This is a genomic window from Arthrobacter sp. UYEF3, from assembly GCF_040546245.1.
Lineage (GTDB): Bacteria > Actinomycetota > Actinomycetes > Actinomycetales > Micrococcaceae > Arthrobacter.
Map to the genome: position 1 here is coordinate 33,364 of NZ_JBEPNK010000018.1, position 18,069 is coordinate 51,432.

Genomic DNA, 18,069 nt, shown 5'->3' on the forward strand with positions numbered 1-18,069 from the left:
AACTGACCGGTCAGTTCAAATAGATGCGGGAATGCCGATGCTAGAGCCCGTACTCCTCCAGCAACCGGAGCCACACCTCGCTGATCGTGGGGTAGGACGGAACAGCGTGCCACAACCGGTCCAGCGGAACTTCCCCGACGACTGCGATCGTCGCCGCGTGCAGCAGCTCGGCAACGTCCGGGCCGGCGAAAGTTGCTCCCAGCAGCACCTTGCGGTCCTCATCCACCACCAGCTGGGCCCAGCCCTTGTAGTGCTCGGAGTGCAGCGAGGAGCCCCCCACCTGGATGGGAAGCTCCACGGAGGATGCCCGGTAGCCGTCCTTTTCGGCCTGCGCCAGGCTGCGGCCCACGTTCGCCAGCTCGGGGTCGGTAAAGACCACGTTGGGTACGGCATGCTCGTCGGCGGTGTGAGCGTAGCGGCTCCATGCCGCGGGCTCGCCGTTCAGTTCGCCCCGGGCCCGGGCGGCAATGGCGTCGCCGGCGGCCCGTGCCTCGTACTTCCCCTGGTGGGTCAGCAGCACCTTGCCCGCCGCGTCGCCGACGGCGTAGAGCCACGGGGTGCCGTCGTTTTCGTCAGCTCCCAGGACGAGGCCGCTCGCGTCCGTCCCGAGCTGCAGGGCTTTGCCCTCCTCGGCGGCAAGGCCCACACTCTCGAGGCCCACCCCTTCAAGGGCGGGGTGCCTGCCGGTGGCGACCAGCAGCTTGTCCACCGTAATGCTGCCGCCGTCCTCGAGCGTCAGCGTCAGGGAGCCGTCCTCGTTCTCCTTCACGCTTTGGGTGCCCGTGTGGAGGTGGAGGTCGACGCCGTCGGCGCGCAGGCCCGCCTGGACCAGCCCGGCCGCCGGCTCCGGGAACGCTCCGAGCAGCCCGCCGCGGGCCACCAGCGTCACTGAGGACCCGAGCCGGGCGAAGGCCTGGGCGAGTTCGGTGCCGGCCACACCGCCGCCGAGCACGCCCAGCCGTTGCGGGATCCCGCGGGCGGACGTGGCCTCCCGGGTGGTCCAGAAGTCGACGTCGTCGAGGCCGTCCACCGGCGCGATGCTCGGACGTGACCCCGTGGCCACTACGACGGCGTGCCGTGCCGCCAGCGCATAGCTGTTGCCGTCAAGGCCGGCCACCTCTGCGCGGCGCGGGCCGGTGATCCAGCCGTGGCCGCGGATCAGTTCGATCCCGGTGTCATGGACCCACTTGACCTGGCCGCCGTCCTGCCAGTTGGAAGTGAAGTAGTCCCGCCGCTTCAGGACGGCCGCCGTGTCGAGCACGCCGGTGACGGCCTCCTCGGCGCCGGGAACGGTCTGGGCGCCGTGCAGCGCGGTCCCCGGCCGAAGCAGTGCCTTCGAGGGCATGCAGGCCCAGTAGGAGCACTCGCCGCCGACCAGTTCCGCCTCCACCAGGACCGCGGTAAGTCCGCCGCGCACCACACGCTCGGCCACGTTCTCGCCGACCGCGCCGGCCCCGATCACGATGACATCGAATTCACGCTCAATCTGTGCCGTCATGGCAACAGCCTAACCCTGCCTGGAAACACCGCCGCGGGACCCCTGTCCGTGCCATTGCCGCGGGTGCGCTGCATCCGTCCGGGGCGTCTTTGGAATCCGGTTGCGGTTCCGAGGGCCCAGTGCGGGGCGTGTCCGTGTCGAAGTGCCCCCGGAACGCAGCGGCCGGCCCGGTCCCCGGGGGAGGAGCCGGACAAACAAAAGATCCGCACCGGCGGGCCGGTGCGGATCTTCATGTTTACTCTATGGTGCGCCCAGAGGGATTCGAACCCCCGGCCTTCTGTTCCGTAGACAGACGCTCTATCCAGCTGAGCTATGGGCGCATTCTTGGCTCTTTGGGAACTTCTCGCTCCCCGAACCTCGAATTACTTTACGCGAGAGGGCCCGTTGTTCCAAATCTGCAACCGTGTAATCTGCCCGACTAGACCGGTCTAGGTGACCTTAATCACAACTTTTCCGGTCTTTGAAGTTACGAAACATTGGATTCCCGGGGTTTTTGGATTCTGGCTACGCCGCCCACTCCTGCCTGGGCCTAAAAATGAACTCTCCGCGACACCTAGCATTTGAAACACACCACTGAACCCGAGGAAGGGAACCGTAATGGGCGATCTGGCGCGACTGCCGCTGCTTGAGGAAGCACCCACCACACATGCTGGACTGCTGGCGTGGGTAGAAGAGGTAGCTGAACTGACCCAGCCGGACCGGATTCACTGGGTTGATGGTTCGGAAGAGGAAAATACCCGGCTCACGGACGAGCTCGTAGCGGCCGGCACCCTGACCCGGCTGAACGAGAAGCTGTTCCCCAAGTCCTTTGCGGCGTTCTCGGACCCCGCCGACGTCGCCCGAGTCGAAGAGCAGACGTTCATCTGCTCCGAGAACAAGCGCGACGCGGGCTTCACCAACAACTGGATGGAACCGGCCCAAATGAAGGAGAAGCTGCGCGGCCTGTTCAGCGGCTCCATGCGCGGCCGCACCATGTACGTCATCCCGTTCGTGATGGGCCACCTTGACGCCGAGGATCCCAAGTTCGGCGTTGAGATCACGGACAGCGCCTACGTTGTCGCCTCCATGCGCATCATGGCCACCATCGGGACCAAGGTCCTGGATAAGATCACCGCCACCAACGCCTTCTTCGTCCCGGCACTGCACTCCCTGGGCGCGCCGCTGGCTCCCGGCCAGGCCGACGTCGCGTGGCCGTGCAACCCGGACAAGTGGATTGTCCACTTCCCCGAGGAGCGCTCCATCTGGTCCTTCGGCTCGGGCTATGGCGGCAACGCTCTGCTCGGCAAGAAGTGCTACGCGCTGCGCATCGCCTCGGTCATGGCCCGCGACGAAGGCTGGCTGGCCGAACACATGCTCATCCTGAAGCTGACCTCCCCGGAGAAGAAGAACTACTACATCTCCGCGGCCTTCCCCTCCGCCTGCGGCAAGACCAACCTCGCCCTCCTTGATCCCACGATTGACGGCTGGAACGTCGAGACCCTTGGTGACGACATCACCTGGATGCGGGTCGGCAAGGAAGGCGAGCTGCGCGCCACCAACCCCGAGGCCGGCCTCTTCGGCGTCGCCCCGGGCACCGGCTGGGGCACCAACCCGAACGCGATGCGTGCCATCGCCAAGGGGCACAGCATCTTCACGAACGTCGCCCTCACGGACGACGGCGGCGTGTGGTGGGAGGGCATGACGGACGCGGTCCCGGCGCACCTGACCGACTGGCAGGGCAACGACTGGACTCCCGCGTCGGACAAGCCGGCCGCGCACCCCAACTCCCGCTTCTGCACCCCGATCTCGCAGGTCGACATGCTGGCCGAGGAATACTTCAGCCCCGACGGCGTGGAGCTCTCCGCGATCCTCTTCGGCGGCCGGCGTAAGACCACGGTCCCGCTCGTGACCGAGGCCCGCAGCTGGACCAACGGCATCTTCATGGGCTCGACGCTATCCTCGGAGACCACGGCCGCGGCCGCCGGCCAGGTCGGCGTGCTGCGCCGCGACCCGATGGCCATGCTGCCGTTCATCGGCTACGACGCCGGCGACTACCTGAAGCACTGGATCAGCGTCTCCGGCAAGGCCAACCCCGAGCGGTTGCCGCACATATTCCTGGTCAACTGGTTCCGCCGCACGGCCGACGGCGGTTTCGCGTGGCCCGGTTTCGGCGACAACGCCCGTGTCCTGAAGTGGGCCATCGAGCGCATCGAGGGCAAGGCCGACGCCGTCGAGACGCCGATAGGTTTTGTTCCGACCGGCGACTCGCTGGACCTCACCGGCCTGGACCTGACCCACGCGCACGTGGAGGATGCCGTTCGCGTGGACCGCACGGAATGGGACGCGGAGCTGGCCTCCATCGAAGAGTGGTACGCGAAGTTCGGTGATTCGCTGCCGGACGCGCTGCGCTCCGAGCTCGACACCCTGAAGGAACGGATGTCCGCGCACTAGCCTTCGGATGATCCAACGACGGCGGCCCCGCACCTTTCCCAAGGTGCGGGGCCGCCGTCGTTATCGTTAGTCCTCGACCCGCAGAAAATCGTTCAGGAAGAACTCATCTGGTGGTGGAACCGTCGATATGGCCCCTCACGGTACCTTTGCCAGGAAGGCACGGGTGCGGTCCTTGCTGGGTCCTAACAGGACGCTTTCGGGTGTTCCGGACTCCAGGATCGACCCGCCGTCGAAGAAGTGCACGGTGTCTGCGACCTCCCGGGCGAAGCCCATTTCATGCGTCACCACGACCATTGTCATGCCGTGATTGGCCAGGGTTTTCATCGTGTCAAGGACTTCATCTACCAGCTCCGGGTCGAGGGCTGACGTAGGTTCGTCCAAGAGCATTATTTCCGGGTCCATGGCCAAGGCCCGGGCTATAGCCACTCGTTGCTGCTGTCCGCCGGAGAGCTGGTGCGGCCGTTTATGGCTGTGGCTGGCAAGGCCGACCTTATCGAGTTCCTCGAAAGCACGCTTCCTGGCAGCTGACTTGTTGAGACCACGAACTTCCATCCCGAGATTAGAGCGGAAGAGAGCGAACTGTTTGGTTGACCACTCGTAATACTTGCCATCCCGGTAGTCGTAGCCGACGTGGCGCCCGTCCACGACCAGAGTGCCGGCGTCGTAGGTTTCGAGGGTATTCAGGCAGCGTAGAAAGGTTGACGTGCCTGAACCGGAAGGCCCGATGATGCAGCTGACCTCACCGGGAGCCACCGTGAAGTCGACTCCTGTGAGCACTTGATGGTCTCCGCACGACTTGGTGACGCCGCGGGCCTCGACGTGCAGTAGAGCTCTCATGGCAGTTCCTTACCGATAGCAGAGACTTTGTCCCGGACCTTGAGCGTTGCCGGCGCGGGCGCGGGCGCGGGCGCAGTGGGTACGACTCCACTGCGCAGGAACAGTCTCTGGATGAATCCCGGGTTGCGGACCAGGCGGACCGCGTCCGTCCCGAAGCGGGCCTCCAGCTTTGATTGGAAAAACGTTGCTATCGCGGTCATGACCATGTACCAGATGGACGCAGCGATCAGTAGTTCCATGATGAGGTTGTTCTGGCCCTAGGCGGCGCAGAGGCCCTGCCGGCAGATCGAGCGTCCCGGGGCGCCCCGGAAGATCGGGCGGCCTCGGATGTGCAGACCGAGTCAGAGATAGCCCACGCGATTAGCTCCAGGTCGATGACAGCTCGGTGAAGGCCCGGCTGGCTGCGTTCATGTAAGCGCCCTTCCTCCTGAGCAGGGCTGCCGTGCGGGGTGGGATGGCCGGTGACAGGTTAATGAGGTGGAGCTTCGGCTGTTCGCGGGTGATGGCTTCGGGCAGCACGGTGGCGAGCTGGCCGCGGCGGATAATTTCTACGATCGCACTGATGGAGTCGGCCTCGATCACGATGCGGGGGTCAATGCCGTGGTCCCGGAAGTGCTGGTCGATATGGCGCCGGGTTGCGAAGTCGCTACTGAGAAGCACCAGCCTCTCATGTTCCAGCTCCCGCAGGTCCATGGGTGTCTGCGTCCCGGCGCGGGGGTGGTTGTCGCCGACGACCAGGCCAAGGCTTTCGACGAACAATGCCTGGGTCTCGATCTCGGACGAACGTGCCTGGGCGAAAGCGATGCCTAGATCGAGGGTGTCCGCGGCCAGTGCGGCCTCGATCCGGTCCTGGGTGAGCTCCCGCACGCTCAAGCTGATGCCGGGATAGCGGGTGCTGAAACGTTCGACCAGCGGACCGATCAGGTAGGCGGTAAACGTGGGTGTCATAGCCAGCCGGAGCGATCCACGGCTTAGATCCTGCACGTCGTGGATGGCCCGGGTTCCGGCGTCAAGCTCCAGCAGGGCGCGGCGGGCATAGCGCAGGTAGGCCTCGCCGGCGTCGGTCAGCCGCACGGTTCGCCCGGACCTGTCCAGGAGTTGGACGTGCAGCGTGGTTTCCAGTTGCTTGATCTGTTGGGAGAGCGTCGGTTGGGAGACATGCAGCGCCTCGGCAGCGCGGGTGAAGTTCTGGTGTTCCGCGACCGCGGTCAGGTAACGAAGGTGGCGCAGCATCAGGGCTCTCCAGCTATAGGTAATTCTTATTGACTTCATTATAAACAAGTCTTGGACACTATAGAGAGTTTCCGTCATCCTTGAGTTATCCCCAAAACATCAAGGAGACGGCCCATGCAAGACATCATCGACGGCTTTCTGAAATTCCAACGGGAAGCCTTCCCGAAGCGCTCCGGACTCTTCAAAGAGCTGGCCACCGCCCAGAACCCCGGGGCCCTGTTCATTGCCTGCTCGGACAGCCGGGTCGTGCCGGAGTTGCTGACCCAGCGGGAACCGGGCGACCTGTTCGTGATCCGCAACGCCGGCAACATCGTGCCGGCCTACGGCCCGGAGCCCGGCGGTGTCTCCGCAACAGTCGAGTACGCGGTTGCCGTCCTGGGAGTCACGGACATCATCATCTGCGGCCATTCCGACTGCGGAGCGATGACTGCCATCTCCTCCGACACGAACCTGGACCACCTACCGGCCGTGGCCAGCTGGCTTGCCCATGCCAACGCGGCGAAGGTCGTCAACGCCGCCCGCACCCACGGATCGGCCCAGGAGCAACTCGAGGCCATGGTCCGCGGGAACGTCATCGCCCAGCTGACCAACATCAGAACCCATCCCTCGGTCTCCCTGGCCCTGGACCAGAACCGGCTGAACCTCCACGGCTGGGTCTACGACATCGAAACGGGCACCATCGAGACCCTCGACAGCGCCACCGGCCGCTTCGTCCCTCTCGCGGATAACCTCCAGACCTGTGCCACGCCGACCATAGCCGGCCTGGCCGCCTAACCACCCGATAACACCCAAGGAAAAGGAAAACACCATGATTCATTCCCAGAACTCCCAGGCTCCGCGCGAGGAACTGACCGCCGCCATTATCGATGCCAAGATGCGCAAGAACCTCTCCTGGCAGGAACTGACCGACGGCACTGGCCTTAGCCTGGCCTTCGTCACCGCCGCCCTGCTCGGCCAGCATCCATTGCCGGAAGCCGCTGCGGAAATCGTCGTCGAGCGGCTGGGCCTGGGCGAGGACGCCTCCATGCTGCTGCAGACCATTCCGCTGCGCGGCAGCATCCCCGGCGGCATCCCCACAGACCCCACCATCTACCGTTTCTACGAGATGCTGCAGGTCTACGGGTCCACCCTGAAAGCCCTGGTGCACGAACAGTTCGGTGACGGCATCATCAGTGCCATCAACTTCAAGCTGGACATCAAGAAAGTTGACGACCCCGACGGCGGTTCACGTGCCGTGATCACGCTCGACGGAAAGTACCTGCCCACCAAACCGTTCTGATCCCCACTGTGGCTGTGTTCTCGAAATGAGGACACAGCCACGGCTGCGCCCGAACTTGCCTCCCAGCCCACGAACCTCGTGGACTTCATTCAACGCACCATCGATATCGCCCGTGCCAACGTCGAGGCCGGGGGGGAACCGCCGTCGAGCGTACCCTCCCGCGGACGGAACCAGCGCCAACCGATATCTCTGAATCGCCGAGCGCCTAATCCCCGTCGGCGTCGCCGTCGGCATACACCTGTAGCGAAGTGAGCAATGCTTCATCGACCAGCAGCTCCGAACGGCTTTCCGTCCCCAACTTCTGGGCGACAGACGTCGCCAACGTTTGCGCCATGGAAATAAACGCGGAAATGGACCGCAGGATGTGGACCCCCTGGCTGTCCACGAAAAAGACGACGTCGGCGTCCTTGGCTAGCGGTGAGGCGGCATTGTCGGTCAGCACGATGGTCGACAGGTTTCGTCGCTTGGCTTCCTCGAAGGCGTACACCGTGTCAGAGGTGTAGCGGCGGATAGAGACGGCCACAAAAACATCGCCACGCTGGAAGTCGCGGAGCTGGTCGGCCAGCGAGCCCACAACAGGAGCCACCTGGTGGACCCGTGGCCGGACCAGATGGAGCAAATAGGTCAGCAGTTGGGCCACCGGCAGGCACTTCCGCAGGCCCATGACGTAAACGGCCGGGCTCTGGGCCAGCAGGCCAACCGCCTTGTCCCACTGCTCGGAGGGAATCCTGGCAAAGGTCCGGGAAAGGTTCTGCTGTTCGTGTTCCAGCACGGAGGCGAGCAGTCCCTCGGTGGAGGAGTTGCCCGCAACCTGGTCGAAGCGGCGGACCAGATGTGCCTGATCGCTCAGGTAGTCCCGGCACAGCTTGACCAGCCCGGGGTAGCCCTTGATGCCAAAACCCGTGGCAAAGCGGACCAGTGAGGACTGATGAACGTTGGCAAGCGCTGCAGTCTCGGCGATCGTCCGAAAGGCGGTGCCCTCCGGATCGGTCAGCAGCAGCGTCGCAACACGCTGCTGACCCTGCGCGAGCTTCGGCATACGTTCCTGCAGTTGCTCACGCAGTTCCCGGTAATTCGTGGGTGCAGACTGCGGATTCATGCTCCTACTATTCCATTACGGCTGCATTCGCCCCGGATTTAGCGGACGGCGGTAAGTGCGCCGTCACCGGAGGTGCCGCTGTCCGTACCCCCGCCGACCAGATCCTGAAGAGCCGCCCGCAAATGCTGCAGGGAAGCGGCGATCCACGGCAGTTCAACCGGGTTGCTGCTGTTCAGGCTCTGCCAGCGTTCCTCGGCGGTGTCGCCGTAGAGCAGACTCGTCGCTACGCGCGCACGCAACCCGCTCTCCTCGTCACCAAATGCGGCGCCGGGCAGGATGCCAACGCCGTAGCGCTCCAGTAGCGCATTGGCCAGCTCCGCACCGGTCGAGATGTTTTGGGCCTCCAGGGCATCCCGCACCGGCTCAAAGTCGGGGTACAGATAGAACCCGGCCTCGGGGCGGCGGCAGGTGGCCCCGGCAGCGATGAACTCTTCATACACGGCTGTGGCTACTGCAGCGTGCAGAACGCGCGCCTTGGCGATGTGCTCGGTCACCGCAGGCGGATCGGAGAGCACGTGGGCGGCTGCGGCCTGCATTGGCGCTGCAAGGCTGGACCAGACTTCGCTGCTGACGCCAACCAGCCGTTCCATTACATCCCGGCCCCATTCGTTCTCAGGGACTCTGGCAAAGCCAATCCGCCAGCCGCCCAGCGCCATGGATTTGCTCAGGCCGGTGGTCACCACTGTGCGTTCGGGGATGTGCGTCAAAGGACTGGGAGCCGTGGAGCTGTGGCACACTTCGGCGTAGATCTCGTCCGAGATGACGGCCAGGTCGTATTTCCTGGCGATCGCACAAACCGCCTGCACCTGCTCCGGCCGGGCGACGGTGCCGGTGGGGTTATCCGGGACTGTCAGCAGCAGGATGCCGGGCCGTGCTCCGTTGGTGAGGGCTTCCTGGAGGGAAGATTCCAACAGTGTGGGATCCGGTATTCCCCCAGAGGCCTCCGGGATGGGAACGTTGATGACGTTCTTCCCCACCAGGCGTGCCTGCGCGGCGTAGCTCACCCAAGCCGGACACGGCAGGACCAGATCCCCTTCCAGGATTGCCAGCAGTGCGAAGAGCAGGGGCTTTGAACCGGGTGCGAAGATAATTTGCCCGGCGTCAGTCTTGGGGCCGCGCCGGGAAAACCATCCCGCTGCCGCCTCGCGCGCCTCGGTCGAACCCACCACCGCCCCATACGAGTTCAGCGGAGCGGCAGCAGCAAGGACGTTGGCAACGCTTTCCGGCACGGGCAGACCGGCTTCGCCGAAGCCGAGGTGCAGCACTCTTTCGCCGGCGGCCTTCTTTGCCTGGAGACTTTCGTTAATGGCCAGGGTGGCCGAGTGCATGGTCATTGGTTGGCATCCATTCATGAAAGGCAATTTTAATTCTAATTTAGCACTTTTATGCAACTGTAGTTGCGTTTACTCAGATTCTTACCCTGTCTGCGATCTCGTCCGCGGGGCCCCGCCGCCGGGAGGCTCGGAGCTTCCGCTGGCGCCCGACGCCCGCAGCAACAATGACGGCGGTGACGACCAGAGTCATCACTAGGGATTCTCGCGAGGAATTACTGAACGCCATCCCCCCGATGACCGCCAGCAGTGCTGCCAAAACCGCGCAATCAAGCACCGGAAAGGCCCACATCTTGACCGACAGCCCTTCGGGATGCTCGTGTTCCAGACGCTTGCGCGCACGCAGGTGCGTGAGGGTAATGCTGACATAAACGATGACGGCGACCGCACCGGAGGATGAGAGCAAGAACTTGTACACGGCCTCGGTGGGGAAGAAATAGTTCGCGACGACAGTGAAAAGGCCTACTGCGGACGCCCCAATGACCGCCGCTACCGGCACCCCGTTCCGGTTGGTCCGGGCCAGGATCTTCGGCGCCTCGCGGCGTTCGGCCAGTGAGAACAGCATGCGTGAGGCGGTGTAAATCCCCGCATTGAGGCATGACAGGACGGCGGTGAGCACAATCAGGTTCATCGCCAGGCCAGCGAAGGGAATGCCCAGGCGGTTGAGTACGGCAACGTACGGACTCTGCGCAACGTCTGTCGCGTTCCAGGGCAGCAGCGTCACCACCACCAGGATGGAACCGACGTAGAACAAGAGGATGCGCCAGAGGACGGTTCGCATCCCCCGCTTGACGGCGGCAGCGGGGTCCTTTGCTTCGCCCGCGGCGACGGTCACCACCTCCGTGCCGAAGAAGGAAAAGAACACCACCAGGGATGCTGACAGGACGGCTCCCCACCCGTGTGGTGCGAACCCTCCCTGTCCGGTTAGATTACTCAATCCCGGCGCGGCCACTCCGGGCATGAAGCCAAGGATCGCTGCAAGCCCAACAAGCAGGAAGGCGAAAATTGCACCGACCTTAATCATGGCGAACCAGAACTCGAAGGTTCCAAAGGACTCGACTTTGGCGAAATTCACCGCGATCAGTGCGCACATCAGCAGCAGGGCGGCCAGCCACGTGGGGATCACCGGCAGAAGTCCGTGAACGATTGAGGCGCCGACTACCGCTTCGAATCCAATGGTTACGCACCACTGGTAGGCATAAAGCCAGCCAACCGTCAGTCCGGCCCAAGGGCCAAAATGCTTATGCGCATAGCTGGAGAAGGAGCCGGTGTCGGGGTCGGCGACAGCCATTTCCGCCAGCATCCTCATCACACAGATGACCAGGAGTCCGATCGCAGAATACGCGATCAGGACAGCCGGGCCCGCTTCGGCGACGGCACTGCCGCTTCCCACGAATAACCCGGCACCGATGACCCCGCCGATGGCGATCATGGTCATCTGCTTGTTGCTCAATGCTCCGCGGAGCCCGTTTGGGCCTCCGGGCGTCTTTGTATCATGCATAGGGATAACCCGACCTTGTATAGAGGATTGGATCGATATCTTGGGCTGAAAAGCCACTGAGTGGGATGGATCACTGAGCTCAACCGGTTGCAACTATACTTGCGTATCGAAAGTTTGTGAATGAAAACATTGCATCAACCTTGGGCTGACCGCCCTCCCACCCAACGCTGGCGCCGGTGCGGCCCGAACGGAGAATTCAGATGGACGCGAAAGTAGAAGAAAAATCGATCGCCGGACTCAGATGGCTGGTCATCAAAGGCGAGCGGACGGCGGTGTTTCGCCAGTTGGGCCGTCACGCCGCAGAGGACGTCCATGCCGTACAGCGGTCGTTGCCGGAGCGTGAAGGCCTTCAGCAATGGGCCGCCTCGGCGGTCGGAAGACAGCGTCTGGAGGCGCTAGTGGCTGCTACCGCAGAGCACCACACGCGGGAACTTTCGGAGCTGGAAGCGATGGCCCAAGGCGCCGCCATCGACTACGAGGAATTGCTGCTGGCAAACTTCCGCGGCGACATCGGAACGCACGACGGCACCGGATGCACAGATCTGGCCTGGCGCCGGGACCATTCGTTCATAGCCCATAACGAGGACGGCGCGCCGGCGCTCAACGGCCGCCTGATGTTCGTCACGCTGCTCATCGACGGGGACGTTCCCGTGACGGCCCAGTGGTATCCCGGCTTTGTCCCTGCCAACGCCTTCAGCGCCAACGCCCACGGCCTGGTCTGGGGCATCAACCATGTTCAGGTCGTCAACCCGGCCAACGCCACCGGCCGTCATTTCGTTGCCCGCGCACTGCAGCACCGCACCTCGGTTGCAGACGCCATCGCCTACCTAAAAGGCCACCCTACGGCAGGCGGATTCGCGTACAGCATGGGAGACCGAGCGACCGGCCGGATCGCTGTGGTTGAGGCCGCAGCAGGCCGGACGTCCGTCGTCGAACCCGGGACGGATGCCCCCCTTCAATGGCATACCAACCACCTGCGAAACCTGCCAAGAGAGATCGACGGCGGCTCAGCGACCGCGGCAGGATCCGCAACCCAACAGCTGGGACTTTACAGCGAAAGCGTGGACCGCGGACGGGTCCTGGATCAACTGCCGCTGCCCGAAACCGAGCCGGAGCTGGACTGGTTCGTCAACATGCTGACAGCCAAGTGCCTTCCCGACGGCGTCTTCCGGACCGCGTCAGCCCCCGACCCGCTGATGACCCTGTGCACGGTAGCTGTGGATCTTTCGGACGGATCGGCCATGCTGCGCGGCGCCGACGGCGAAACCGAAGCGATCAAGCTTGAGCAACTCGTCGGAGTGAGCAACTAGCCGGACCGTCCTGACGGGGTAACTTCAAGCGGGTGACCGGTTCGCCGTTGCTCACCGCTGCTGCTGTGCGCTGGGTGCACCGCCACGAGCCCCCGGCGGACCAGTGCTGGGAATCCGGGTCGGGATCAAAAAGCCAGATGCTGCCGTCGTGGCGGATTGCGACGGGTGCGCCCGGCCGGGGGAAAGCTTCCCGCAACGGGGAACATTTGGGGATAGACGATGATGCTGTTCCTGATTCTCGCCCGACGATTTTTGCGGAGTTTCGATGGGCCGCTGGCCTCGCCTTAGCCTGGCGGCTAGGGGGTTCGGGAGAACCCTCGAAGCAGCGGGCCTGTTTCGAGGGTTCTCCCCGGCGCCGACGTCACCGGAAGAGCGCGCCGTCAGCGCCGGGCCACCGGCGGGTCCTTCATGGTGCCGCCCGTACCGTGGCATTACGGGGTTTCCGGGGCTCCCGGGGCGTCTGCGGGATCGGTGTGGTCACCGGTCTGATCGACGTTCGGGCCGGTGTCGCCCGGCGCCTCCGGCGCGTCTGACGTTTCGGGTGCCTCGCCAGCGGCCGGGGCGTCCGCGACGTCCCCCGGGGCGTCCGCGACGTCGCCCGACTGCGTCGTAGCCGGCGGCGGCGTTGCAGCATTTGCGGCTCCGATACCGACCCCGGCCATGCCGAGGATCCCTGCGCTTACGATGAGGACCTTGGTCCTGGTTTGAAGGTCTTTGACGTTCATGTCGGGCTCCTTTCGTGGCGGACTGTGGGTCCGCCGGCGCCTCCCGGTGCGGGGGCGATGGTTCAAGCCTCGTGCGGGGGGCCTGAGAGGACCCTTGGCGCGGCGGCGGTGGAGCTGAGGATGGCGCTGCGGGGTTTGTTTTCTGCCCGGTGCCGGACGAATCCTTGGAACATGGATGCTGATCGGGTTCTGCCGCCCTCCCGCCGCGCGCACTGGGGTGTGTGCAAACGCGCCACCGCTACAGCTGTCCCGGTGGCGGCGGCGCTGGTCGTGGGCGGGCTGGTCCTGCTCGTGCTGCTCCAAACGTCCCTGGTGGCGTCAACGGAAACGGCTGCGCGGCGGCAGGCTGCCGACGCCATTGCACAGATCTCCGGGCAGGATGTCACCGAAGCCGGCCAGTACATTGCCTCGACCGCCCACACCGGACAGTAAATCCAGATCCTGGCCCCGGGAGAAACGCAGACGCAGGACGTGTCCGGGCTGCGCAGCCTGCGTGACAATGACGATTTTCTGATCGTGGCTACCGGTGTTGACGTCGGCGGGCGGCTCTACACGGTGCTCGTCGCGGCGACGGTCCAGGTCCAGGCCGACACCGTCTCCACTGTGGCCTGGTTCATCCTGGGCGCCACACCGCTGCCGCTGCCGCTGGCGGTCGTGGCCGTTTCCGTCTGGGTGCTGGTCGGCCGGTCGCTGCGCCAGGTGGAGCGGATCCGCGGCCAGGTCGCAGGTATCAGTGCCCGGAGCCTGGACGGGCGCGTGGACGTGCCCCCACCTCCGATGAGATCCAGGCGCTGGCCGAGACGATGAACATGATGCTGGGGAGATCGCAGGCCTCGGACCTTGAACAGCGCCGCTTCGTCTCCGACGTCGGCCACGAGCTGCGCAGCCCGCTGGCGACGCTGAGCGCCGGGGTGGAGATCGCGGCCGCTGATTCGTCGGGGGTCACCTGGCAGGAAATGAAGGCGATCCTGGCCGGCGAAACGGCACGGATGCGTTGCCTGGTGGAGGACCTCCTTACGTTGGCGAAAACCAACGAAGGCGGCCCCGCACCTTTCCCAAGGTGCGGGGCCGCCGTCGTTGAATAATTCAGTTGGCGAGCCAGATATCCGGGCCGAAAACCTCGTAGTGGATCCTGGTGGCCGGAATGCCGGCGTTGATGGCTTCGTTGCGGATGTTTTTCATGAACGGCAGCGGACCGCACAGGTACAGCGAGGCATTGGCCGGCAGGTCCACCTCGCGCAGCGACATAAAGCCTTCCTTGGCTCCGCCAACGGGCTGCTCCAGCCAGAGCTGGAGGTTGGCGCCCTCGAGCCGCTCGACGTCGTCCGTCATCTGTCCACGCAGAGCCCAGCTGTCCAGGGTGCTTTCCGCGTGCAGGACCAGTACCTGGCGGTCCGAACCGGACTCGGCGAGGGAGCGCAGCATGGACGCCGTGGGCGTGCAGCCGATGCCGGCCGACGCCAGGACCACGGGGCCGTCGCCCTCCTTGAGCGTGATTTCGCCGTAGGGGTTAGAGATCTCGAGGATGTCGCCCACCTCCACGGTGTTGTGCAGCACGGGGGAGACCTCGCCGCCGTCGTCGAGCTTGGTCGTGAAGCTGCGGCTGGTGCCGGCGTCGCCGGAAAGTGAGTATTGGCGGACCTGGCGCAGGCCGTCCGGGAGGGTCACCTTGACGCTGACGTACTGGCCCGGAAGGGCAGGGGTGACCGGGGTGCCGTCGGACGGTTCCAGGACGAACGTCATGGCGCCGGTGCCGGCGGAGGTCTTGGCTGCCACCGTCCACGGGGTCCACATCTTTCCGTTGGCCTGCGCGGCGTAGAGGCCCTTTTCGAGCTTGATCATCGCGTCTGCCATGAGCCAATAGACCTCGGTCCACGCTTCGGCGATTTCGGGGGTGATGACCCCGGCCAGATCCTCGGCGATGGCGGCGAAGAGGTGCTCGTAGACCACCTGGTATTGCGGTTCGGTGATGCCGAGGGAGGCGTGGCGGTGGGCGATGCGGGCCAGTACGGTCTCCGGCAAGGTTCCGGGGTTGTTGACCAGGTGGGTGGCGAAAGCGGCGATGCTTCCGGCCAGGGCCTGCTGCTGGTTGCCGTTGCGCTGATTTGACCGGCTGAAGAGCCCGTCCAGGAGTTCGGGGTGTGCGGCGAAGAGCCGGGCGTAGAACTTGGGCGTGATCTCGCCGATCCGGGATCCGACCAGTGGGAGGGTGGCCTCGATGACGGGGAAGGACTTGTCCGAGAGCATTGCTGACTCCTGAGATAGAGGCCCGGGGTCTTCCACCGGACCGTTCCTAAATACCTGCATCTGAAATACAAGTATTCATACCTCAGTTCTACACGGCGTAGAAAAGCAGTGCAAATCGGTGTTGCGGTGGCAGGGCCCGGGGCGGTTGGTGGCCGCTAGAGGCCGGGCCGCACGCCGATCAACTGGAAAACCGGGTTCATCTGCCGCGAGGTGGGCAGTGATGCGACGACCATGTCGTCAAGCTCACGGTAGAACGCCTCGCGGGCGCGGCCCAGGGCGGAGCGGAGCCGGCACTCGTTGATCAGCGGGCAGCTGCCGGCGGCGGCGACGCAGTCGGCCGGGTCGGTCCGGGTGTCCAGTGCACGCAGTAGCTGCCCCACGGTGGCAGCGCGGCCCGCGGCGCTGAGCCGGGAGCCTCCGTTGCGGCCGCGTTCGACGTCGATCAGGCCCAGCTCGCGCAGTTTTGCCATCGCCTTGCTGACGTGGTTGTAGGGTGTGCCGACGGCGTCCGCGATGCTCTGCGTGGTGAGCAATCCGCCGTCGGCCACGGCCGCGAGGACCATCATTGCGCGCAGGCTGACGTCCGCGAAGGCGTTGATCTTCATGGCACCGTCCTGGTCTAGTCCACCCAGACCACGGGTTCGTTGGTGTCGGCGGAGAGCTCACCAAACTCCAGCTCGTTGGTCGCCGGGTCAGCGCCGTAGGGCAGCACTGCCGCGAAGACGGAGCCGTCCTGGTGCTCGGCGGCCACGTGGATCGCGTCAGAGTCCTCTTCCAGCAAGGTGATATCGCAGACGATCGCGGCGGCGCGGAATTCGTCACGGTGCTGCCGGAGCAGTTCGGTGAGGTCCTTGATCATATCGTCGGCGTCGAAGTCGTCGTCGCTGTCCCCGGCGGCGTCGGCCGGCGTGACAGCGACGAGGCGGACCTCGCCGTCGTTTTCCACGACCAGGGCGAAGGGCAGGAAGCCGCCGTTGCGCTCCAGCTGCTCCTGGGCAGCCCCCACGCCGGTTCCCAGCAGGTTCTCCAGATCGGTGGCGCTGTAATCCGGCACCGAGCCGCGCCAGGAGTCCCCGGGCGGGTCTGCCGGCTGCAGGATGGCGGCCCCGGTGTCGGCTGTATCCGTCATGCCGGTCAGCCCCGGACCACGGCCAGCACCCGGTCGCGGACGCGTTCCATGGTTTCCTGGTCCGTGGCCTCGACGTTCAGGCGGAGGAAGGGCTCGGTGTTGGAGGGGCGCAGGTTGAACCAATAGCTTCCGTCCGCCGCGATGAAGGTGCTGCCGTCAAGGTGGTCCACCGCGACGTCCTCGGCGTGGAAGTCCAGGCGGACACGCTCCACGGCGCCCGCCTTGTCCTCGATTTCGGAGTTAATCTCGCCGGAGGACCGGTAGGGCTCGTACTCGCGGCCGAGGTCCGACAGCGGTCCGTCCTGCTCGCCGAGGGCCGCCAGGACGTGCATGGCGGCCAGCATGCCGGTATCCGCGTTCCAGAAATCCCGGAAGTAGAAGTGCGCCGAGTGCTCGCCGCCGAACACCGCACCTTCGTCGGCCATCACGGCTTTGATGAAGGAGTGCCCCACCCGGGTGCGGACCGCGCGGCCGCCGTCGTGGGCCACCAGCTCGGGCACTGCCCGCGAGGTCAAAAGGTTGTGGATGATCGTCGGCTTGTCCTCGCCGTTGGCCTTGGCCCGGGCGATCTCACGGCGGGCCACCATGCCGGTGACGGCCGACGGCGAGACCGGTTCGCCCTTTTCGTCGATCACGAAGCAACGGTCGGCGTCGCCGTCGAACGCCAGCCCGATGTCCGCGCCGTGCTCGATAACCGCGGCCTGCAGATCGCGCAGGTTTTCCGGCTCCAGCGGGTTGGCCGGGTGGTTCGGGAAGGACCCGTCGAGCTCGAAGTAGAGCGGGATGATCTCGAGCGGCAGCTTGGGCAGCAGCGTGTCACCTAGCACGGCCGGGGTCGTCATGCCGGCCATGCCGTTGCCGGCGTCGACTACTACCTTGAGCGGGCGGGAGCCGCGGAGGTCAACGAGGCTGCGCAGGTACTCGGAGTAGTCCTTGAGCACGTCGTGCACGCTGATCAGGCCGCGGGTGCCGTGGGCGGGGATGGCACCGTCATCGAGGTAGTCCTCGGCGAGGGCCTGGATCTCCTTCAAGCCGGTTTCGGAGGAGATCGGCACGGCGCCCGCCTTGGCCATCTTGATGCCGTTGTATTCGGCCGGGTTGTGGCTCGCGGTGAAGGTGGCGCCGGCGGCGTTCAGGGCGCCGCAGGCGTAGTACAGCTCGTCGGTGGAGATCAAATCCAGCAGCTGCACGTTGGCCCCCCGGGTGGCTGCTCCGCCGGCAAAGGCCCGGCTGAACTCGGGGGAGGAGGGGCGCATGTCGCCACCGACCAGCACAGTCTGCCCGGCAAGGCCAAGGACGTCCACGAAGGCAGCCCCCACGGCCTCGACGATTTCCGCGGTGATCGATTCGCCCACGATTCCGCGCACGTCGTATGCCTTGAAGGAAGCCGAGAGGTCAAAAGTCTTTGTCTGGTCGCTAGTCACGGGACCATCTTACGGGCCGTCGGAGC

19 protein-coding genes and 1 tRNA gene are annotated in these 18,069 nt (G+C 65.0%); 7 read left to right on the top strand and 13 right to left on the bottom strand.

All coding sequences use genetic code 11. The annotated features are described in order from the left end of the window. Nucleotides 1–40: 40 nt before the first annotated feature. Together ABIB14_RS13050 and ABIB14_RS13055 are read right to left on the bottom strand one after the other, a co-directional pair. On the bottom strand, nucleotides 41–1,498 hold the full coding sequence (locus ABIB14_RS13050; RefSeq protein ID WP_354236323.1) for a dihydrolipoyl dehydrogenase family protein: 1,458 nt from the start codon (nucleotides 1,496–1,498) through the stop codon (nucleotides 41–43). A 243-nt stretch (nucleotides 1,499–1,741) separates the two neighbouring features. Further along, nucleotides 1,742–1,818 (bottom strand) — tRNA-Arg (locus tag ABIB14_RS13055). Between the two features lie 277 nt (nucleotides 1,819–2,095). Here ABIB14_RS13055 and ABIB14_RS13060 point away from each other — a divergent pair. Beyond that, on the top strand, nucleotides 2,096–3,928 hold the full coding sequence (locus tag ABIB14_RS13060) for a phosphoenolpyruvate carboxykinase (GTP) (protein ID WP_354236324.1): 1,833 nt from the start codon (nucleotides 2,096–2,098) through the stop codon (nucleotides 3,926–3,928). Between the two features lie 135 nt (nucleotides 3,929–4,063). On the opposite strand, the gene ABIB14_RS13065 is transcribed toward ABIB14_RS13060, so the two are convergent. The 3 genes from ABIB14_RS13065 to cynR all read right to left on the bottom strand — a co-directional run bounded on the left by ABIB14_RS13065 (nucleotide 4,064) and on the right by cynR (nucleotide 5,998). Continuing rightward, nucleotides 4,064–4,765 carry an amino acid ABC transporter ATP-binding protein gene (locus tag ABIB14_RS13065; protein WP_354236325.1) on the bottom strand — a complete coding sequence of 234 codons (702 nt, stop codon included), beginning with the start codon at nucleotides 4,763–4,765 and terminating at the stop codon, nucleotides 4,064–4,066. After that, nucleotides 4,762–5,004, bottom strand: a complete 243-nt coding sequence (locus ABIB14_RS13070) for a hypothetical protein (protein WP_354236326.1) — start codon at nucleotides 5,002–5,004, stop codon at nucleotides 4,762–4,764. The genes ABIB14_RS13065 and ABIB14_RS13070 overlap by 4 nt, the downstream gene beginning before the upstream one ends. A 121-nt stretch (nucleotides 5,005–5,125) precedes the next feature. After that, nucleotides 5,126–5,998 (bottom strand): transcriptional regulator CynR, encoded by an 873-nt coding sequence (cynR, locus tag ABIB14_RS13075; protein ID WP_354236327.1) that lies wholly within the window; start codon nucleotides 5,996–5,998, stop codon nucleotides 5,126–5,128. Nucleotides 5,999–6,112: 114 nt separating this feature from the next. On the opposite strand from cynR, the gene ABIB14_RS13080 reads away from it, so the two are divergent. Next, nucleotides 6,113–6,772 (top strand): carbonic anhydrase, encoded by a 660-nt coding sequence (locus tag ABIB14_RS13080; RefSeq protein WP_354236328.1) that lies wholly within the window; start codon nucleotides 6,113–6,115, stop codon nucleotides 6,770–6,772. 34 nt (nucleotides 6,773–6,806) lie between these two features. Next, nucleotides 6,807–7,277: a cyanase gene (gene cynS / locus ABIB14_RS13085; protein WP_354236329.1), complete on the top strand. Its 471-nt coding sequence runs from the start codon at nucleotides 6,807–6,809 to the stop codon at nucleotides 7,275–7,277. Between the two features lie 205 nt (nucleotides 7,278–7,482). On the opposite strand, the gene ABIB14_RS13090 is transcribed toward cynS, so the two are convergent. The 3 genes from ABIB14_RS13090 to ABIB14_RS13100 all read right to left on the bottom strand — a co-directional run bounded on the left by ABIB14_RS13090 (nucleotide 7,483) and on the right by ABIB14_RS13100 (nucleotide 11,160). Beyond that, nucleotides 7,483–8,376 carry a MurR/RpiR family transcriptional regulator gene (locus ABIB14_RS13090; RefSeq protein WP_354236330.1) on the bottom strand — a complete coding sequence of 298 codons (894 nt, stop codon included), beginning with the start codon at nucleotides 8,374–8,376 and terminating at the stop codon, nucleotides 7,483–7,485. 38 nt (nucleotides 8,377–8,414) lie between these two features. Beyond that, entirely contained in the window at nucleotides 8,415–9,710 is a 1,296-nt protein-coding gene (locus ABIB14_RS13095) for a pyridoxal phosphate-dependent aminotransferase (protein WP_354236331.1), read from the bottom strand. Nucleotides 9,711–9,783: 73 nt separating this feature from the next. Beyond that, nucleotides 9,784–11,160, bottom strand: coding sequence for an amino acid permease (locus ABIB14_RS13100; RefSeq protein ID WP_354236333.1), 1,377 nt, complete (start codon nucleotides 11,158–11,160; stop codon nucleotides 9,784–9,786). A 248-nt stretch (nucleotides 11,161–11,408) separates the two neighbouring features. Here ABIB14_RS13100 and ABIB14_RS13105 point away from each other — a divergent pair, with 248 nt between their 5' ends. Further along, nucleotides 11,409–12,518: a C45 family autoproteolytic acyltransferase/hydrolase gene (locus ABIB14_RS13105; protein ID WP_354236334.1), complete on the top strand. Its 1,110-nt coding sequence runs from the start codon at nucleotides 11,409–11,411 to the stop codon at nucleotides 12,516–12,518. Between the two features lie 431 nt (nucleotides 12,519–12,949). Here the strand turns inward: ABIB14_RS13105 and ABIB14_RS13110 are convergent, their stop codons facing one another. Beyond that, a complete protein-coding gene (locus tag ABIB14_RS13110; RefSeq protein WP_354236335.1) occupies nucleotides 12,950–13,243 on the bottom strand; it encodes a hypothetical protein in 294 nt (97 codons plus the stop codon). A gap of 171 nt (nucleotides 13,244–13,414) precedes the next feature. On the opposite strand from ABIB14_RS13110, the gene ABIB14_RS13115 reads away from it, so the two are divergent. The 3 genes from ABIB14_RS13115 to ABIB14_RS13125 all read left to right on the top strand — a co-directional run bounded on the left by ABIB14_RS13115 (nucleotide 13,415) and on the right by ABIB14_RS13125 (nucleotide 14,328). Continuing rightward, on the top strand, nucleotides 13,415–13,675 hold the full coding sequence (locus tag ABIB14_RS13115) for a hypothetical protein (RefSeq protein WP_354236336.1): 261 nt from the start codon (nucleotides 13,415–13,417) through the stop codon (nucleotides 13,673–13,675). 84 nt (nucleotides 13,676–13,759) lie between these two features. Further along, on the top strand, nucleotides 13,760–14,050 hold the full coding sequence (locus tag ABIB14_RS13120; protein WP_354236337.1) for a hypothetical protein: 291 nt from the start codon (nucleotides 13,760–13,762) through the stop codon (nucleotides 14,048–14,050). Between the two features lie 2 nt (nucleotides 14,051–14,052). Then, the gene (locus ABIB14_RS13125) at nucleotides 14,053–14,328 is read left to right on the top strand and encodes a histidine kinase dimerization/phospho-acceptor domain-containing protein (protein ID WP_354236338.1); all 276 of its coding nucleotides are present in this window, start codon (nucleotides 14,053–14,055) and stop codon (nucleotides 14,326–14,328) included. Nucleotide 14,329: 1 nt separating this feature from the next. Here ABIB14_RS13125 and ABIB14_RS13130 read toward each other — a convergent pair whose 3' ends face one another. The 4 genes from ABIB14_RS13130 to ABIB14_RS13145 all read right to left on the bottom strand — a co-directional run bounded on the left by ABIB14_RS13130 (nucleotide 14,330) and on the right by ABIB14_RS13145 (nucleotide 18,043). Then, the gene (locus ABIB14_RS13130) at nucleotides 14,330–15,490 is read right to left on the bottom strand and encodes a globin domain-containing protein (RefSeq protein WP_354236339.1); all 1,161 of its coding nucleotides are present in this window, start codon (nucleotides 15,488–15,490) and stop codon (nucleotides 14,330–14,332) included. Between the two features lie 155 nt (nucleotides 15,491–15,645). Beyond that, entirely contained in the window at nucleotides 15,646–16,095 is a 450-nt protein-coding gene (locus ABIB14_RS13135) for an RrF2 family transcriptional regulator (protein WP_354236340.1), read from the bottom strand. A 14-nt stretch (nucleotides 16,096–16,109) separates the two neighbouring features. Then, nucleotides 16,110–16,619 (bottom strand): hypothetical protein, encoded by a 510-nt coding sequence (locus ABIB14_RS13140; RefSeq protein ID WP_354236341.1) that lies wholly within the window; start codon nucleotides 16,617–16,619, stop codon nucleotides 16,110–16,112. Nucleotides 16,620–16,624: 5 nt separating this feature from the next. Further along, nucleotides 16,625–18,043, bottom strand: a complete 1,419-nt coding sequence (locus ABIB14_RS13145) for a phosphomannomutase/phosphoglucomutase (protein WP_354236342.1) — start codon at nucleotides 18,041–18,043, stop codon at nucleotides 16,625–16,627. Between the last annotated feature and the right edge of the window lie 26 nt (nucleotides 18,044–18,069).

What these genes read in the sequence shown, in the direction of transcription:
- ABIB14_RS13140 (WP_354236341.1), bottom strand. Translation starts at nt 16,619, where the DNA reads ATGACGGATACAGCCGACACCGGGGCCGCCATCCTGCAGCCGGCAGAC.
- ABIB14_RS13090 (WP_354236330.1), bottom strand. Translation starts at nt 8,376, where the DNA reads ATGAATCCGCAGTCTGCACCCACGAATTACCGGGAACTGCGTGAGCAA.
- cynR (WP_354236327.1), bottom strand. Translation starts at nt 5,998, where the DNA reads ATGCTGCGCCACCTTCGTTACCTGACCGCGGTCGCGGAACACCAGAAC.
- ABIB14_RS13050 (WP_354236323.1), bottom strand. Translation starts at nt 1,498, where the DNA reads ATGACGGCACAGATTGAGCGTGAATTCGATGTCATCGTGATCGGGGCC.
- ABIB14_RS13095 (WP_354236331.1), bottom strand. Translation starts at nt 9,710, where the DNA reads ATGACCATGCACTCGGCCACCCTGGCCATTAACGAAAGTCTCCAGGCA.
- ABIB14_RS13105 (WP_354236334.1), top strand. Translation starts at nt 11,409, where the DNA reads ATGGACGCGAAAGTAGAAGAAAAATCGATCGCCGGACTCAGATGGCTG.
- ABIB14_RS13135 (WP_354236340.1), bottom strand. Translation starts at nt 16,095, where the DNA reads ATGAAGATCAACGCCTTCGCGGACGTCAGCCTGCGCGCAATGATGGTC.
- ABIB14_RS13080 (WP_354236328.1), top strand. Translation starts at nt 6,113, where the DNA reads ATGCAAGACATCATCGACGGCTTTCTGAAATTCCAACGGGAAGCCTTC.
- ABIB14_RS13130 (WP_354236339.1), bottom strand. Translation starts at nt 15,490, where the DNA reads ATGCTCTCGGACAAGTCCTTCCCCGTCATCGAGGCCACCCTCCCACTG.
- ABIB14_RS13125 (WP_354236338.1), top strand. Translation starts at nt 14,053, where the DNA reads ATGATGCTGGGGAGATCGCAGGCCTCGGACCTTGAACAGCGCCGCTTC.
- ABIB14_RS13070 (WP_354236326.1), bottom strand. Translation starts at nt 5,004, where the DNA reads ATGGAACTACTGATCGCTGCGTCCATCTGGTACATGGTCATGACCGCG.
- ABIB14_RS13110 (WP_354236335.1), bottom strand. Translation starts at nt 13,243, where the DNA reads ATGAACGTCAAAGACCTTCAAACCAGGACCAAGGTCCTCATCGTAAGC.
- ABIB14_RS13065 (WP_354236325.1), bottom strand. Translation starts at nt 4,765, where the DNA reads ATGAGAGCTCTACTGCACGTCGAGGCCCGCGGCGTCACCAAGTCGTGC.
- cynS (WP_354236329.1), top strand. Translation starts at nt 6,807, where the DNA reads ATGATTCATTCCCAGAACTCCCAGGCTCCGCGCGAGGAACTGACCGCC.
- ABIB14_RS13060 (WP_354236324.1), top strand. Translation starts at nt 2,096, where the DNA reads ATGGGCGATCTGGCGCGACTGCCGCTGCTTGAGGAAGCACCCACCACA.
- ABIB14_RS13115 (WP_354236336.1), top strand. Translation starts at nt 13,415, where the DNA reads ATGGATGCTGATCGGGTTCTGCCGCCCTCCCGCCGCGCGCACTGGGGT.